A 15534-nucleotide genomic window follows, 5' to 3' on the forward strand; every position below is an offset into this window, starting at 1 on the left:
CCGCTTATCGTCGATTCTCGTTAGGCCTCGCCGTGAGCTACGAGTCCTTCGAGCCACTCCTGGTGATAGACCGCGAGGTTTTTTCGCAGCCGGGCGGCCAGCATCGTTGGAATTGGGCCTACCTGCACTTCTTCGGTCACGATTCGGCAGCCGCCGTCCGCGGTCGGGTGGAGCACCCAGCGGTGGTATCCCCGCGAACCGCGGGCGGTGCCTCTCCACGCGAGCGCTCGATGGGGAACAAGTTCGGTCACCGTGGTGGTGACCCGCACGCCGAGGGTCTTCCAGCTGAATGTTGCACCGAGGAAGAGGTCTTCTCCAGGCCCGATCCCCCTCACATCGCTGGCGTGGGCGTACCACTCCGGCCATTCAGCAGCCCGAATCAGTGCCGGCCAGAGGTCGGGTGCCGGGCGCGCCGTGACGATTTCGTTGTGCGCAAAAACCGGGGCGCGGTCGGGATGGAATTCAGGCGGCCAGTTGAGAAGTTCGGACATCCGGTCGTTCCGTTCGTTGAGGCGCGAGCCGCTCCAATAACGCAAGGAGTCTTGCGATAAGTGTGACGATAGTTCGCCGTTGTGCTTATCGCAACTTGACCTGCGTAGTATCGAGAACATGCCGACCGAGCAAAGCCCGCCGCGCCGCCGTGGCGAAGCAGTCCGCAGAGCGGTCCTCGACGCGACTGCAGCTGAACTGACCACCGCCGGTGCGGACCATGTGACTATCGCCGCGGTTGCCGCACGGGCGGGCGTGCACGAGACGTCGATTTATCGCAGGTGGGTGACGAAGGAAGCGCTGCTACTCGAGACGGCCCAGGAGCAGACCGCGGACGGCGTCCCCGAACCTGACACCGGTTCGCTCCACGGCGACCTCGCGGCCCTGGCCCAGTCGCTAGACGCCTTTTTGCGGTCACCGATCGGCGGCGCCCTGCTACGCATCGCACTGACTGCCGCCACTGCGGATGGTGCAACGGCGCGCGCGAAATTCTGGCTCCACCGTCTCGGTGACAACAGCGTGATGCTCGAGCGAGCAGCGTCCCGAGACGAGATTCGACCGTCGACAAATCCTGAGCTGCTCATGCAAGCCCTGGTCGGATCGGTCCATCTTGGCGTGATCTTCGGCGGCCCCCCTCTCGACGACGGGCGCGCAAAAGAGCTCGCCGACCTTTTGCTGACCGGGGCGAGTTTCGCCAGCTCGTGTTAGCAGAGTTCGTCGTTGGCCGACGACACCCCCGTTCGCCGGGGGTTTGCTCGGTCCGCGGGCGCTGACGGGGCCGCTGCCTCCGCAGCATCCATCCGACGGTGAGACACCCGTTGCGGCCGAGAAACACCGCCAGGCGTGGTGTTTCGGCCGCAGGGTGTGTTTCGAGGTCAGGGGCCGCGGTCAGCGCGCGGAGACGCGCCAGCCGTAGCGCTGGCGCAGGGCCGCGGCGACGACGGCGAAGCGATCGCGCGGAAGAGCGGATGCTTCGCGGCGCAGGCCGCGCACGTGAACGCTGTAGAGCTGCTCGATGTCCACCCACGAGGGGCGCCGCTGCGGGTCCCACTCCCCCGCTCCGAGCGGCACGAAGTCGCGTGAGCCCTGGTGCGGGGTGCTCGTGAGGCGCACGGCGTACACGTGCTCGGCGTCCTGCTGCGCGATCACCAGGACGGGGCGGTCCTTGCCGCGTCCGTCGTTCTCCTCGTACGGCACCCAGGTCCACACGATCTCGCCGGCGTCCGCGTCGCCGTCGCGCATCGGCGCGTACGCGATCGTCAGCCCTCGGGCCGACGGCGGCTGCACCGCCCTCGTGGCGGTCAGTCCCGACCGCCCGGGGCTGTCGACGCCGGTCACGCGGGCGGAGCTCGAGACGGGCGCACCCCCGCTCGGGCGCAGGGCGCGGGCGAGAACGGAACCGAGGCGGCGGAGGAAACTCACCCCGCCACCCTAGACCGGCGCGAAAACACGGACGGCGCCGCAGGCCGAAGCCCGCGACGCCGTCCGTGGTGTGTCGTGATCAGGGGGTGGTCTCGATGAGGGCGTAGCCCTCCTCACCGTGCACGGTGGTGTCGATCCCGGCGATCTCGTCTTCGTTCTTGACGCGGAAGCCGATGGTCTTCTCGATCGCGAAGCCGATGATGAAGGCGACGACGAAGGAGTAGATCAGCACGCCGAGTGCGGCGATGACCTGAACGACCAGCTGGTCGGTGTTGCCGCCGACGAACAGGCCGGTCTCGGTGGCGAAGAAGCCGAGGTAGATGGTTCCGATGAGACCGCCGACGAGGTGGATGCCGACCACGTCGAGCGAGTCGTCGAAGCCCCACTTCCACTTGAGCTCGATGGCGAGGGCGCAGACGGCACCGGTGAGGATACCGAGCAGCAGAGCCCAGCCGGGGGTCAGGTTCGCGCACGCGGGGGTGATCGCGACCAGACCGGCGACGGCGCCGGATGCGGCGCCGACCGACGTGGCCTTGCCGTCCTTGAGCTTCTCGACGATGAGCCAACCGATGATGGCGGCCGCGGTCGCACCGATCGTGTTGACGATGATGAGGCCGACCGAGGAGTCCTCGGTGCCCAGCAGGCCGAACGTGCCCTCAGCACCGGCGTTGAAGCCGAACCAGCCGAACCACAGGATGGCGGCGCCGAGCATGACCAGCGGCACGTTGTGGGGCTTGTGGACGCCCTTCTGGAAGAGCACCCGGCGTCCGAGGACGAGCGAGAGCGCGAGAGCGGCGGCACCGGCGTTGATGTGCACCGCGGTTCCACCGGCGTAGTCGATCACGCTGACGTCGAAGCCGAAGGTCTCACCGAGGCCCATGATCCAGCCACCGCCCCAGACCCAGGCTGCGACGGGGAAGTAGACCACGGTGGCCCAGATGCCGGCGAAGATCATCCAGGCGCCGAACTTGGCGCGGTCGGCGATCGCACCCGAGATGAGCGCGACGGTGATGATCGCGAACGTCGCGCCGTAGGCGGCTCCGACGAGGGCGTTGTCATCGAGCGAGGCCATACCGAGGTCGGCGAAGGGGTTTCCTGCGAAAGCCCAGGTGCTGTCGACGGCGCTCATGTTGAAGCCGTACAGGATCCAGAGCACGCTGATCAGTCCGAGCGCGCCGAAGCTCATCATCATCATGCTGACGACGCTCTTGGCCTTGACCAGACCGCCGTAGAAGAACGCCACACCGGGCGTCATAAAGAGCACGAGCGCCGTTGCGGCGACGGCCCAGGCGAGATTTCCGCTGTCCATGAGGTTCCTCATCTGTGTGTCGTGTTACTGAGGACCCGCGGCATGCGCTGTGTCGGGTAGCGATCTCGCGGGGCGTCAACAGTTTCGCGACGCGCGGTTTCCAACGTCGGCGGGGTCGTGTTTCGCGGGCGTTACAAGACCCCGGCTCGTGTAAACATCGCGTTTCGCGCGGCCGCGAGATCTCAACGAAAGCGATGCTCGCCCTGGCGTCAGCGACGAAAGCGGCCTTCGCCCTGGCGTCAGGAGTGCGTGAGGGCGACGAGACGAGAGACCGCGCGCAGGTACTTCTTGCGGTACCCGCCGGCGAGCATGTCGTCGCCGAAGACAGAGCTCAGCGACTCCCCCGTGGCGCGGATGGGGATCTGCGCGTCGTAGGCGCGGTCGACGAAGGCGACGAGCCGAAGGGCGGCGGCCTGGTCGTAGAGCGTGTGAACGCCGCGCAGTCCGATCGCGTCCACGCCGTCGAGCAGCCGCAGATAGCGGGAGGGGTGCACGCGGGCCAGGTGGGAAACCAGGCCGTCGAACGCGTCGTCCGAGGCGATGCCCCGCAGCGAGGCCTCGTTGAGAGCCTCGGTGTACGCGGCATCCGTCCACACCTTCGCCTCGCCGTCGATCGCTCGCTGGCGGTAGTCGGTTCCGTCGATGCGGAGCGTTTCGAAGCTCGCCGACATGGCCTGGATCTCACGCAGGAAGTCCTGCGCGGCGAAACGCCCCTCGCCGAGCGCGTTGGGCGGTGTGTTCGAGGTGGCCGCGAGACGCGTGCCCGACGTGACGAGCTCGCCGAGCAGTCGCGTCATCACCATGGTGTCGCCCGGATCGTCGAGCTCGAACTCGTCGATGCAGAGCAGGTCGGACCCGCGGAAGAGTTCGACGGTCTTCTGATACCCGAGCGCGCCGACGAGAGCGGTGTACTCGATGAACGAGCCGAAGTACTTCCGGCGGGCCGGCATCGCATGGAAGATCGCCGCCAACAGGTGCGTCTTGCCGACGCCGAACCCGCCGTCGAGGTAGACGCCGGGCTTGGTCTCGGGCTCCTTCTTCGCGCGGCGGAAGAACCCCCCGCGAGGGGCGGATGCTGAGGGCAGCGCGAACGCGCTGAGTCGCTCTTTCGCGTCCTCCTGTGAGGGATACGCGGCGTCGGCGCGGTAGGACTCGAAGGTCGCGCCGTCGAACTGCGGCGGCGGCACGAGCGAGGCGACCATGTCGGTCCCCGAGACCGCCGGGTCGCGGTCCGCGAGGTGGACGATGCCGGTGGTGGCGGATGCAGCGGTCATTCGGCCGTCCTGTGTCGCAGTCTTACGCAGTGAGTGCGCTGGTATCACGGCCCGCATAGGGTCGGAAGGGCGGTGTCCACCCTACGCCGTCGCACTGCAGCCCCGACTCCGAGGAGCCCTCCGTGACCATCGAATTCGACACCACATCGTCCAAGTTCGCCGAGTACTCCGAGCCCGGCCGACTCGTGACCGGGGAATGGCTCGAAGCCCGCCTCGGACAGCCCGGCCTGGTCGTCGTGGAGTCCGACGAAGACGTTCTGCTCTACGAGACCGGGCACATCCCCGGTTCCGTCAAGATCGACTGGCACACCGAGCTGAACGACCCCGTCGTCCGCGACTACGTCGACGGCGCGGGTTTCTCCGAGCTCCTGAGCCGCAAGGGCATCTCGCGCGACGACACCGTCGTCATCTACGGCGACAAGAACAACTGGTGGGCCGCCTACGCGCTGTGGGTGTTCTCGCTCTTCGGCCACGAAGACGTCCGACTGCTCGACGGCGGGCGTGACAAGTGGATCGGCGAGGGTCGTCCGATCACGACCGACGCAACCGCCGTGACGACCACCGACTACCCGGTCGTCGAGCGCGATGACAGCAAGATCCGCGCCTACAAGGAAGACGTGCTGTCGCACCTCGGCCACCCGCTGATCGACGTCCGTTCCCCCGAGGAGTACTCGGGAGAGCGCACGACCGCGCCCGCCTACCCCGACGAGGGAGCGCTGCGCGCAGGACACATCCCGACGGCGCAGAACGTGCCGTGGGCGAAGGCCGTTGCCGAAGACGGCGGATTCAAGTCGCGCGCAGAACTCGATGCGATCTACCGCGACGGCGCGGGGCTCACCGACGGCGAGCCGATCGTGGCCTACTGCCGTATCGGCGAACGGTCGAGTCACACCTGGTTCGTGCTGAAGCACCTGCTCGGGTTCGACGATGTGCGCAACTACGACGGGTCCTGGACCGAGTGGGGCAGCGCGGTGCGCGTGCCGATCGTGACGGGCGCCGAGCCCGGCTCCCGCTGACCGACGGCGGGACCGGCGGGCGGGTGCCCACCGGTCCCCGAGTCGCCTCGGGGACCGAGCCGGTCTCCCGACGGCGTGGAAGGATGACGAGGGTGACCGAGACTGCTTTGCCCGACACCCTCGCCGAAATCCGCGACGAGTTCCTGGAACTCGCCGAGCCCGAACGACTTCAGCTGCTTCTCGAGTATTCGCAGGAGCTGCCGGCGGTGCCGCCGGAGTACGACGGACACCCCGAGATGTGCGAGCGCGTCGTGGAATGCCAGTCGCCGGTCTACATCGTCGTCGACGTCGACGACGACGGCATCGTGGCGATGCACGCAACCGCTCCCGCGGAGGCGCCGACCACCCGCGGGTTCGCGAGCATCCTCGTCCAGGGCATCAGCGGCCTCACGGCCGACCAGGTTCTCGCCATCCCCGACGACTTCCCGCAGAGCATCGGGCTCATGCGCGCGGTCAGCCCGCTGCGCATCGCGGGGATGACCGGGATGCTGATGCGAGCGAAGCGCCAGGTGCGCGCGAAGCGCGGCTGATCATGCGCGTGTCGGAGGTGCTCCCGGCAACCGGGGTCTCCCACGATCCCGCCAGCTCGGAGGGCCGGGCGTGGCTCGAGTCGGTGTACGCCCGCGACGACGCCGCGTACGTGCGGCTGAACATGATCACGAGCATCACCGGGGCCGCTGCCGGAGACGACGGCACGAGCGAGACGCTCACGAGCCGCATCGATCGCGCGATCCTCGGCATCATCCGCGCGCATGCCGACGCCGTCGTGGTCGGGGCGGCCACCGTGCGCGCCGAGGGCTACCTGCTTCCGCGGGCGACGCGACTCGCGGTCGTCACCGTCTCGGGAGACCTCAGCGGTCACCGTTTCGACGACGACGGCGCATCGATCCTCCTCGTCTGCCCGGCGGGAAGAGCGGATGCTGTGCGTGAACGCGCGGGTCTCGCTGCCGCGGAGGTCGTGGCCGTCGACGGCGACGATGATCTGCATCCGTCGGCGATCGTTTCCGCCCTCGCGCACCGGGGGTATCCCCGCATCGTCTGCGAGGGTGGGCCCACCCTCGCCGGGCGCTTCGCGTCGGCGGGAGTGATCGACGAGTACTGCGTGACGATCGCACCCGTGCTCGAACCAGCCGAGCACCCTTTCCTCCCGCTGACGGCGGGCGGCGCGCCCCGCACGGAGCCCGCGGGGTTGCTCGTCGACGACGCGGCGTTCAGCTACTTTCGGCTGCGGACTCGTTCGTGAGGCCCTGACTGCGCAGCCACTCGGTGATCGTGCGCGTCCAGCGGTCCTGGTCGTAGTTCCAGAGTTTCGTGTGACGCGCCACGGAGAAGGTCTCGAGGTGCACGAGGTCGGGGCGGGCTGCCGCCAGACCGTGGGAGGCGTCCGACGGCACGAAGCCGTCGTCGTCGCTGTGCAGGATGAGGATCGGATGGGTCAGTTCGCCCGCTCGCGCAACGCCGTCGAGCCGATCGAACGGGATCGCATGCCCCGCCCGCGTCACCGGTGTCGCCCAGTCGGAACCGAGTGCGCCGATGGCGAGGTTCGTCACGGGCGTCGGGAGGCGCAGCATCCGTCCCTGATAGTCGAGCACCACCCGCCAGTCCACGACGGGCGACTCGAGGATGAGGCCCGCGAGGAGTTCCTGGTGCGGCGATGACAGCTCGACCTGCAGGGCGACGGCTCCTCCCATCGACCAGCCCATGACGATCACCCGGCGGGCACCCGCGCGGCGTGCGTAGCCGATCGCGGCGTCGACGTCGCGCCACTCCGTGGCACCGAGCGCATAGGTTCCGGCCCGGCTACGGGGCGCCTCGCCGTCGTTGCGGTACGACACCAGAAGAGAGGTGATGCCGAGCGCGCGGAAGACAGGAACGGCGCGCAGCGCCTCTGCGCGGGTCGTCCCCCGGCCGTGCACCTGCACCACCCAGACGTCGGTCTCGACTTCGGCGGGGAACACCCACGCCGGGCACGGGCCGACGGAGCTGCCGATGAGTTCGCTCCGGTAGGGCACGTGGAGGTCGTCGGGGCTGTCGAAGTACCAGCCGCTGAAGGCGGCGTCGGGGGCGAGCTGCTCCCCCGCGCCGACGTGGGTGAGCAGTTTGCGGGTGACCGACGTTGCGTCGGACGAGAGCACCTGGCCGAGCTTGACGTAGGACTTCGAGCCCGTGGTGAAGAGCCCGTACCGGCCGGGGAGCTCGGTGTCGGGCGTGCGCGCCAGCGTCACGGTCTGCGCCGGCGCATCCACGGCGACGATACGGGTGTCTGCCAGGCGCGGAGCGGGTGTGACCACGCGACGTGCGACGCGGATCGCGATCGCCGTGACGGCCGTCGCGACAGCTCCGAGGGCGATCGCGAAGAGAACGATCGATGTGCGCAGAGCACCGGCGTACTGTCGGAAGCCGCCGTCGGGCGCGGCGTGCCTGGACGCGTTCATCTCGGCCTCACTCTAGTCTGTGCGGGTGACCGATGTTCGTCTTCCCGAGGCGTTGACGCCGTTCGCGCGGGCGGTCGACGAACTTCGTTCGACCTCGTTCCGTGACGATCTGCTCGTGCGCGAGATCCCCGCGCCGACAGGACTCGCCCCGGAGTCGCTGGCGCTCGCGGCTGATGTGCGACCCGATGTGGAGGGTGTGGACTCGCCCTATGGAATCGGTCGGTTCATCCTTCTGCACGACCCTGAGGAGCCCGATCCATGGGGTGCGCCCTGGAGGATCGTCTGCTTCGCTCAGGCGCCGCTCGAGCCCGAGATCGGATCAGACGCGCTCCTTGCCGACGTTGCGTGGTCGTGGCTGGTCGACGCGCTGTCGTCGCGTGGCGCCGTCCACCACTCCGCCTCGGGTACGGCCACGAAGACTCTGTCCAAAGGATTCGGATCACTGGCGGCGCAGGGCGACGGGGCACAGATAGAGCTACGGGCATCATGGTCGCCCGAAGGACCTTTCGGACCGCACGTGGAGGCGTGGGCCGAACTCGTTTGCATGCTGGCAGGTCTCCCTCCGGGTACCGAGGGAATTGCTACGCTCGGAGCCCGGAGGGCAGCCCGTGACTGAATACGTCGTGATCGAAGACGACGACGCCCTCGCTGACGCGGCTGAGGCTCTTGCCTCGGCCGACGGACCCGTGGCGGTCGACGTGGAACGGGCGTCCGGCTTCCGCTACTCCCAGCGCGCCTATCTGATCCAGGTGTTCCGCCGAGGAGCCGGAGTCTTCCTGTTCGACCCCGCCACGATCGCGGATTTCACACTGCTGCAGGCCGCGATCGGCGATGCGGAATGGGTCTTCCACGCGGCCAGCCAAGATCTGCCGTCACTACGCGAGCGTTCGCTCGAGCCGTCGCGGATCTTCGACACAGAACTCGCGGCCCGAATCCTCGGTCATGAGCGCGTCGGTCTCGGCGCGGTCGTGGAGTCGACGCTCGGCATCACGCTCGCCAAGGCGCACTCCGCGGCCGACTGGTCGACGCGCCCCCTTCCCCAGTCGTGGCTGGAGTACGCCGCCCTCGATGTCGAGCATCTGGTCGACGTACGCGACGCACTGGCCGACCAGCTCGTCGAGCAGGAGAAGACCGAGATCGCGGCACAAGAGTTCGCCGCGGTCCTCGGGCGTCTGCCGAAGCCGCCGCGGGAGGACCCTTGGCGTCGCCTGAGCGGCTTGCACACCGTGCGAGGGCGTCGGTCGCTGGCCGTGGCTCGCGCGCTGTGGCAGGCCAGGGAGGACTACGCCCGCGAACAGGACGTCTCGCCCGGCCGGCTCGTGCCCGATCGCTCACTCGTCGCGGCGGTGATCGCCGATCCCCCCTCGAAACAGGCCCTGGCGGCGCTGAAGGAATTCAACGGGCGGGCCAGTCGCACGCAGCTCGACCGCTGGTGGAACGCGATCCAGGAAGGACGGTCGACCGAGGAGCTTCCGAGCGACCGCGTCCCCTCCGATGCGCTGCCGCCGCCGCGAGCGTGGGTCGATCGCAACCCGTCGGCCGACGCACGCCTGCGTGCGGCCCGCCCCGTCGTCGAGGAACGCGCGGAGCAGCTCGGCATGCCGACCGAGAACCTCCTGACGCCCGAGACCCTGCGGCGTGTCGCATGGTCTCCCCCGGCGTCGCTCGACGCGGAATCGATCGGCGCGATCCTCGCGGAGCACGGTGCCCGACCGTGGCAGATTGAGCAGACTGCACAGTTGATCGCCGATGCCTTTGTGGATTCCGTCAACGTCCCGGCCGAGGTCGCCGCCGACCCTTCGTAGGTTCGACCCAACCGATTCCAGGTGATTCGGCGCCCTCCCTAGGCTGGCGTCATCCCTAGTTTTGGAGGCAGAGTGGCCGAGCTCTCGGACGTCTTCTTCGTCGATGGAATGCGCACCCCTTTCGGGCGCGCGGGCGAAAAAGGAATGTATTGGAACACCCGCGCGGACGACTTGGTCGTGAAGGCGATCATCGGTCTCCTCGAGCGCAATGACGCGGTGCCGAAGGGCCGGATCGACGACGTGGCGATCGCGGCCACCTCGCAGACCGGCGATCAGGGGCTGACCCTCGGACGCACCGCCGCGATCCTCGCCGGGCTCCCGATGTCGGTTCCCGGCCTGGCGATCGACCGCATGTGCGCGGGCGCTATGACGAGCGTGACGACGATGGGCGCCTCGATCGGCTTCGGTCAGTACGATCTCGCGCTGGCCGGCGGCGTCGAGCACATGGGGCGTCACCCCATCGGAGCCAACGCCGACCCGAACCCCCGCTTCGTCGCCGAGCGGCTCGTCGATCCGGGTGCCCTCAACATGGGTGTCACCGCGGAGCGCATCCACGATCGTTTCCCCCACCTCACGAAGGAACGCGCCGACCGGTTCGGCATGCTGAGCCAGCACAAGGCACAGGCCGCGTACGAGGCGGGCAAGTTCCAGCCCGACCTCGTCTCGGTGGCGGTGAAGGACGCCGAGGGCGCCTGGGGCCTCGCCACCGAAGACGAAGGGCGCCGTCCCGAGACGACGATGGAGGGTCTCGCCTCGCTCAAGACCCCGTTCCGACCGCACGGTCGCGTGACCGCCGGCACGTCCTCGCCCCTCACCGATGGGGCGACCGTGAGTCTCCTCGCCGGCGGCGACGCGGTGAAGGAGCTCGGGCTCACCCCGAAGATGCGCATGGTGTCGTTCGCGTTCGCCGGCGTCGAGCCCGAGATCATGGGCATCGGCCCCATCCCCGCGACCGAGAAGGCGCTCCGCAAAGCGGGGCTGTCGATCGATGACATCGGGCTCTTCGAGCTCAACGAGGCGTTCGCGATCCAGGTGATTTCGCTGCTCGACCACTTCGGCATCGCCGACGACGACCCTCGGGTCAACCCCTGGGGCGGTGCGATCGCGCTGGGGCACCCGCTCGCAGCATCCGGTGTGCGCCTCATGATCCAGCTGGCCGCGCACTTCGCCGAGCGGCCCGACGTGCGCTACGGCCTCACGGCCATGTGCGTCGGTCTCGGTCAGGGCGGCACGGTGATCTGGGAGAACCCTCATTTCACCGGTAAGAAGCGCAAGGGAGGCCGGTCATGACGAACTACGACGAGATCGACTTCGCCCCGCTCGACGCCCTCGCCGTCGACGAGGTGGTCACGCATTCGCGTGTGCGCGATGTGCGCCTGGCCTCGGGCAAGGTGCTGGCGCTCATCACGCTCGACAACGGTCGCGACCACACGCGTCCGAACACGCTCGGCCCCGGCACGCTGAAGGAGCTCGGCGAGACGCTCGCCGGGCTGAAGACGCGCGCGGCCGCCGGTGAGATCGACGCCGTCGGCATCACCGGAAAGCAGTACATCCTCGCGGCCGGTGCCGACCTTTCGCAGGTCGCGCAGCTGCCGTCGAAAGACATCGCCCGCCTCATCGCCCAGCGGGGCCACCAGGTGCTGGGTTCGCTCTCAGACCTCGGTGTCCCCTCGTTCGCGTTCGTGAACGGCCTCGCGCTGGGCGGCGGCGTGGAGATCGCCCTGAACTCCACGTATCGCACGGTGGATGCATCGGCTGCAGCCATCGCGCTGCCGGAGGTCTTCCTCGGGCTCATCCCCGGCTGGGGCGGCGCCTACCTGCTGCCGAACCTCATCGGCATCGAGAACGCACTCGAGGTCGTCATCTCGAATCCGCTGAAGCAGAACCGCACGCTGAAGCCTCGCCAGGCCTTCGAATTGGGGATGGTCGATGCCATCTTCCCCGCGTCGAACTACCTCGAGGATTCGCTCCGCTGGGCCGACGGCGTGCTGACCGGGCGGGTGAAGGTCGATCGCAAGAACGAGCCGGGCAAGATCGAGCGACTCACCAAGTGGCCGATCGCGATCAAGATGGCGCGCGGAATGCTGGAGAGCCGCATCGGCACCGTCCCGCGATCTCCGTATGTCGCGCTCGAACTCCTCGACAAGGCCAAGAGCGGCACGAAGGCCGAGGGCTTCGCCCGCGAGGACGAAGCACTGGCCGACCTCATCAGCGGCGATCAGTTCGTCGCATCGATGTACTCCTTCGATCTCATCCAGAAGCGGGCCAAGCGACCGGTCGGGGCCCCCGACAAGGCGTTGGCCAAGAAGGTCGCCAAGGTCGGGATCATCGGGGCGGGTCTCATGGCCAGCCAGTTCGCGCTGCTCTTCGTGCGCAAGCTGCAGGTCCCGGTGCTCATCACCGACCTCGACCAGGCGCGAGTCGACAAGGGCCTCGCCTACATCCGCGACGAGATCGGCAAGCTCGAGGCGAAGGGACGGCTCGACGGCGACGCGGCGAACCGTCTGCGCGCGCTCGTGCACGGCACCACCGACAAGACCGAGTTCTCCGACTGCGATTTCGTCATCGAGGCGGTCTTCGAGGAGGTCGGGGTCAAGCAGCAGGTCTTCGCGGAGATCGAGCCGCTCATCGCCGAAGACGCCATCCTGGCGACGAACACCTCGTCGCTGTCGGTGGAGGAGATCGGCGCGAAGCTCGCCCATCCCGAGCGCCTCGTGGGCTTCCACTTCTTCAACCCGGTCGCCGTCATGCCGCTGATCGAGGTCGTGAAGACCTCGACGGTGACGGATGCTGCGCTGTCGACCGCGTTCGTCGTGGCCAAGAACCTCGGCAAGAACGCGATCCTCACCGCCGACGCACCCGGCTTCGTCGTGAACCGCCTGCTGGCCAAGGTCATGGGAGAGGCGGCCCGCGCGGTGTACGAGGGCACTCCCCTGCTCACCGTGGAGCGGGCGTTCGCGCCTCTCGGCCTCCCGATGACGCCGTTCCAGCTCATCGATCTGGTCGGATGGAAGGTCGCCGCCCACGTGCAGGACACGATGGCGGGCGCGTTCCCCGATCGTTTCTTCGCGTCGGAGAACTTCCACCGGCTGGCGGAGCTGCCGGAGGTCATCGAGAAGGACAAGAACGGCAAGGTCACGGGCTGGAGCAAGAGCGCTCAGAAGGTGCTCGAGACCGGTTCGACCCCGGCGTCCGAAGCCACGATCCTCGCGCGCGTGCAGGACGGCCTCGCGCAGGAGATCAAGATCATGCTCGACGAGGGCGTCGTACCGGAGGTCGAAGACATCGATCTCGGTCTCATCCTCGGCGCCGCGTGGCCGTTCATCGACGGCGGTGCCTCGGCCTACCTCGATCGGGAGGGGGCGTCCGAGCGCGCGTTCGGCGACACGTTCCATCACCCGCCGCTGCGAGGCGTGGGGAGCTGAGGCTCACCCCGTCGACGGCCCGTCACCTCCTCGGTGGCGGGCCGTCGTGCGTGCGGCGGGCGTCAGACGTGCAGGGTGGTGCCGCGCTGCGATTGAGCGCGCTGGATGGCCATCTGCTCGTCGAACTCCGCGCGCCAATTGTCGCTGACGGTGATCGCGTTGCGGGCTGCTTCCTCCGTCGACAGCTCCACGGGGAAGCCGAACGTGTCGTAGAGCACGAACAGCTCGCGACCCGTCACACCCGTGCGGGAGTACTGGTTGAGTTGCCGGAGACCCTTGCGCAGCGTTCGGCGGAACGCCTGCTCCTCTTTCGTCAGGATGCGTTGCACGTGGAAGGTGTGCTCGCCGACCTCGGGGAAGTGCTCCTCGTAGATGCCGGCGATCGTGGGGATGATCTGCGGGAAGAAGTTCTCCTCCAGACCGAGGTCGAAAGCGAAGCGGATCGCACGCCGGATGAGCCTACGCATGACGTAGCCCTGCGCCTTGTTGCTCGGAGTCACTCCGTCGACGGCGAGAAAGGTGGCCCCCCGCAGGTGATCGGCGATGACCCGCATGGCGTGGGTGTGATCGTCGTACGTCTGTCCCGAGAGCTCCTGCAGTCGCTCGATGATCGGCCAGAGAAGTCCGATGCGGAAGACGTCGGGGCTGTCCATCGCGGCAGCGGCGATCCGCGCGAGCCCGCCCCCGTAGTCGACGTTGCGGCGCGGGAGCGGGGCGAAACCGTCCTCCGTGCGCTGGTACTCCATGAACACCGAGTTGCCGAGTTCGATGAAGCGCCCGCAGTCGCAGTTCTGGTGGCAGTGCTCGCCGAACGCCGGGTCGTGCTCGATCTGCGGGAAGAGGTAGAAGATCTCGGTGTCGGGCCCGCCGGGCTCGCCGACGGGCATGTCGGCGGCGCTGCCGCCCCGGCACCACCAGTTCTTCTTGCTGTAGAAGGCGATCCGCGCTCCCCCCGTGCCGACCGCGGCCGCGTGCTCCTCGGTGCCGAGGACGACGTGGTCGGCGCGGATGCCCCGCTCTTCGAAAAGGCGCGACCAGATCGCCGCAGACTCGTCGTCCCTCGGGATGCCGTGGGCGGGGTCACCGCTGAAGCAGGAGACGAAGATCCGGTCGGCCGACAGGCCCACGCGCTCCGTCAGGAATCCCCAGATCTGCGGAATCTGCTGCTGCTTGAAGTAGTCCCCCAGGCTCCAGTTGCCGAGCATCTCGAAGAAGGTGGTGTGCCTGTTGTCTCCGACCTCCTCGATGTCCTGGACGCGCAGACAGGTCTGGCTGTCGGCGAGCCGCGCGCCGGCGGGATGCTGCGCGCCCAGCAGGTACGGAAGAAGCGGTTGCATGCCGCTGCCGGTGAAGAGGGTGGTCGGGTCGTCTCGCGGGATCAGCCGGGCGCGCGGGATGATCGCGTGCCCTCGCTCTTCCATGTATTCGAGGAACGCGCGGCGGATCTCATCAGCGGTCAGTGTCATGCGTCGCACCCTTCATGGTCGTCCGGGCCCACCGGCCGGACAGCGTCGTCCGCGCCTCGGTGTCGTGTCGCCTCTCGCGCGTCGGCCCTCGCTGTGGATATGATCAGCGGTCTCGGGGGACGCGCACATGAGGCGCCCTGTCAGGTGCGAATCCTGAGTCCTCCACCACGATCGGTTCAACTCTCGGGCACAGTCTGCCAGGGCTGCGCGCTGCGCGGCAGATGTGGTTTTGCACCTGGCGAAGAAGCTCCGGGTGCGGCGATGATGAGTTCACCGTCGTGGCTCGCGCGATGGAGGCGGGAGAACGGGCATGGAGACGGTTCTGTTGAATGCGCCGGACGGGATCTCCGCGCGGCTCGGAACCGATCCGCACGCCGAAGACCACGATCGCAAACGCCAGCTGGCCAGGGAGATCGTCGCTGCGCGGCTCCACGTCAAGGAGGACGACGTGCGGGTGGAACGGGAGTCGCCCGCGCAGTTCGGGTACCACACCCGTCTGGTGGCGAGAGTGGCGGGAGCGGTTGTTCCCCTGGCGATCACCAGTGCGGCCGTCGCGTCGTCGACCGTCGTGGTGGCCGCGGACAGTGTCGTTCCGTTGGGAGTCGATCTTCGCTCCGCGCGGCCCGCCGACGACGAGCTGGAGCAGATGCGTCAGCACTCCCACCTGTTCCCCGGCGTTGGCGGCGATGCCCTCCTGACCCACTGGACTCGCGTCCAGGCCGTGCGGCACGCTGACGGGCGCGCCCGGATACGGCCGGAGGAGGTCACGATCGACCCGGCGCTCGTGAGGGGGTGGGTCCCCGATCGTCGGGTGCACTACCAGCTCGCCGATCTCTCTCACGGAGGCTGGACTGTGACCCTCGCCTACGGCGCGCTCCCGGTCTGAGGACACG

At 68.3% G+C, this 15534-nt stretch carries 15 protein-coding genes; 9 read left to right on the forward strand and 6 right to left on the reverse strand.

Features of this window, described 5'->3' with window-relative positions; all coding sequences use genetic code 11:
* Window positions 1-20: 20 nt before the first annotated feature.
* A complete protein-coding gene (locus ABTU82_RS00460) occupies window positions 21-491 on the reverse strand; it encodes an SRPBCC family protein (RefSeq protein ID WP_165817911.1) in 471 nt (156 codons plus the stop codon).
* Between the two features lie 118 nt (window positions 492-609).
* Between ABTU82_RS00460 and ABTU82_RS00465 the strand changes: the two genes are divergently transcribed.
* On the forward strand, window positions 610-1197 hold the full coding sequence (locus ABTU82_RS00465; RefSeq protein WP_407170942.1) for a TetR/AcrR family transcriptional regulator: 588 nt from the start codon (window positions 610-612) through the stop codon (window positions 1195-1197).
* Between the two features lie 180 nt (window positions 1198-1377).
* On the opposite strand, the gene ABTU82_RS00470 is transcribed toward ABTU82_RS00465, so the two are convergent.
* From ABTU82_RS00470 to zapE, 3 genes are all read right to left on the reverse strand, one after another.
* Window positions 1378-1911, reverse strand: a complete 534-nt coding sequence (locus ABTU82_RS00470) for a type II toxin-antitoxin system PemK/MazF family toxin (RefSeq protein WP_407170944.1) — start codon at window positions 1909-1911, stop codon at window positions 1378-1380.
* Between the two features lie 79 nt (window positions 1912-1990).
* Complete coding sequence (locus ABTU82_RS00475; protein WP_407170946.1) at window positions 1991-3220, reverse strand: ammonium transporter; 1230 nt, start codon at window positions 3218-3220, stop codon at window positions 1991-1993.
* A gap of 239 nt (window positions 3221-3459) precedes the next feature.
* Entirely contained in the window at window positions 3460-4494 is a 1035-nt protein-coding gene (gene zapE, locus ABTU82_RS00480) for a cell division protein ZapE (RefSeq protein WP_407170949.1), read from the reverse strand.
* A 122-nt stretch (window positions 4495-4616) separates the two neighbouring features.
* Here zapE and ABTU82_RS00485 point away from each other — a divergent pair, with 122 nt between their 5' ends.
* From ABTU82_RS00485 to ABTU82_RS00495, 3 genes are all read left to right on the forward strand, one after another.
* Window positions 4617-5510 (forward strand): sulfurtransferase, encoded by an 894-nt coding sequence (locus ABTU82_RS00485; RefSeq protein WP_116646564.1) that lies wholly within the window; start codon window positions 4617-4619, stop codon window positions 5508-5510.
* A gap of 83 nt (window positions 5511-5593) precedes the next feature.
* Window positions 5594-6040 (forward strand): SufE family protein, encoded by a 447-nt coding sequence (locus tag ABTU82_RS00490; RefSeq protein ID WP_116646563.1) that lies wholly within the window; start codon window positions 5594-5596, stop codon window positions 6038-6040.
* Between the two features lie 2 nt (window positions 6041-6042).
* The gene (locus ABTU82_RS00495; protein WP_407170951.1) at window positions 6043-6753 is read left to right on the forward strand and encodes a dihydrofolate reductase family protein; all 711 of its coding nucleotides are present in this window, start codon (window positions 6043-6045) and stop codon (window positions 6751-6753) included.
* On the opposite strand, the gene ABTU82_RS00500 is transcribed toward ABTU82_RS00495, so the two are convergent.
* A complete protein-coding gene (locus tag ABTU82_RS00500; RefSeq protein WP_407170952.1) occupies window positions 6722-7945 on the reverse strand; it encodes an alpha/beta hydrolase family protein in 1224 nt (407 codons plus the stop codon). The genes ABTU82_RS00495 and ABTU82_RS00500 overlap by 32 nt on opposite strands.
* A 19-nt stretch (window positions 7946-7964) precedes the next feature.
* On the opposite strand from ABTU82_RS00500, the gene ABTU82_RS00505 reads away from it, so the two are divergent.
* The 4 genes from ABTU82_RS00505 to ABTU82_RS00520 all read left to right on the forward strand — a co-directional run bounded on the left by ABTU82_RS00505 (window position 7965) and on the right by ABTU82_RS00520 (window position 13175).
* Complete coding sequence (locus ABTU82_RS00505) at window positions 7965-8561, forward strand: DUF3000 domain-containing protein (protein ID WP_407170954.1); 597 nt, start codon at window positions 7965-7967, stop codon at window positions 8559-8561.
* Window positions 8554-9750 carry an HRDC domain-containing protein gene (locus ABTU82_RS00510; protein ID WP_116646559.1) on the forward strand — a complete coding sequence of 399 codons (1197 nt, stop codon included), beginning with the start codon at window positions 8554-8556 and terminating at the stop codon, window positions 9748-9750. The genes ABTU82_RS00505 and ABTU82_RS00510 overlap by 8 nt, the downstream gene beginning before the upstream one ends.
* A 72-nt stretch (window positions 9751-9822) precedes the next feature.
* Window positions 9823-11040: a thiolase family protein gene (locus ABTU82_RS00515; RefSeq protein ID WP_407170955.1), complete on the forward strand. Its 1218-nt coding sequence runs from the start codon at window positions 9823-9825 to the stop codon at window positions 11038-11040.
* Window positions 11037-13175: a 3-hydroxyacyl-CoA dehydrogenase NAD-binding domain-containing protein gene (locus tag ABTU82_RS00520; RefSeq protein WP_407170957.1), complete on the forward strand. Its 2139-nt coding sequence runs from the start codon at window positions 11037-11039 to the stop codon at window positions 13173-13175. The genes ABTU82_RS00515 and ABTU82_RS00520 overlap by 4 nt, the downstream gene beginning before the upstream one ends.
* 62 nt (window positions 13176-13237) lie before the next feature.
* Here ABTU82_RS00520 and ABTU82_RS00525 read toward each other — a convergent pair whose 3' ends face one another.
* Window positions 13238-14641, reverse strand: a complete 1404-nt coding sequence (locus ABTU82_RS00525; protein ID WP_407170959.1) for an alanine--tRNA ligase-related protein — start codon at window positions 14639-14641, stop codon at window positions 13238-13240.
* 310 nt (window positions 14642-14951) lie between these two features.
* Between ABTU82_RS00525 and ABTU82_RS00530 the strand changes: the two genes are divergently transcribed.
* Window positions 14952-15527, forward strand: a complete 576-nt coding sequence (locus ABTU82_RS00530; RefSeq protein WP_407170960.1) for a hypothetical protein — start codon at window positions 14952-14954, stop codon at window positions 15525-15527.
* The last annotated feature ends 7 nt before the right edge of the window (window positions 15528-15534 follow it).

Origin of the sequence: Microbacterium deferens, from assembly GCF_045517775.1 — a bacterium.
Lineage (GTDB): Bacteria > Actinomycetota > Actinomycetes > Actinomycetales > Microbacteriaceae > Microbacterium.

What these genes read in the sequence shown, in the direction of transcription:
- ABTU82_RS00475 (WP_407170946.1), bottom strand. Translation starts at nt 3,220, where the DNA reads ATGGACAGCGGAAATCTCGCCTGGGCCGTCGCCGCAACGGCGCTCGTG.
- ABTU82_RS00525 (WP_407170959.1), bottom strand. Translation starts at nt 14,641, where the DNA reads ATGACACTGACCGCTGATGAGATCCGCCGCGCGTTCCTCGAATACATG.
- ABTU82_RS00500 (WP_407170952.1), bottom strand. Translation starts at nt 7,945, where the DNA reads ATGAACGCGTCCAGGCACGCCGCGCCCGACGGCGGCTTCCGACAGTAC.
- ABTU82_RS00495 (WP_407170951.1), top strand. Translation starts at nt 6,043, where the DNA reads ATGCGCGTGTCGGAGGTGCTCCCGGCAACCGGGGTCTCCCACGATCCC.
- ABTU82_RS00465 (WP_407170942.1), top strand. Translation starts at nt 610, where the DNA reads ATGCCGACCGAGCAAAGCCCGCCGCGCCGCCGTGGCGAAGCAGTCCGC.
- ABTU82_RS00490 (WP_116646563.1), top strand. Translation starts at nt 5,594, where the DNA reads ATGACGAGGGTGACCGAGACTGCTTTGCCCGACACCCTCGCCGAAATC.
- ABTU82_RS00530 (WP_407170960.1), top strand. Translation starts at nt 14,952, where the DNA reads ATGGAGACGGTTCTGTTGAATGCGCCGGACGGGATCTCCGCGCGGCTC.
- ABTU82_RS00460 (WP_165817911.1), bottom strand. Translation starts at nt 491, where the DNA reads ATGTCCGAACTTCTCAACTGGCCGCCTGAATTCCATCCCGACCGCGCC.
- ABTU82_RS00520 (WP_407170957.1), top strand. Translation starts at nt 11,037, where the DNA reads ATGACGAACTACGACGAGATCGACTTCGCCCCGCTCGACGCCCTCGCC.
- zapE (WP_407170949.1), bottom strand. Translation starts at nt 4,494, where the DNA reads ATGACCGCTGCATCCGCCACCACCGGCATCGTCCACCTCGCGGACCGC.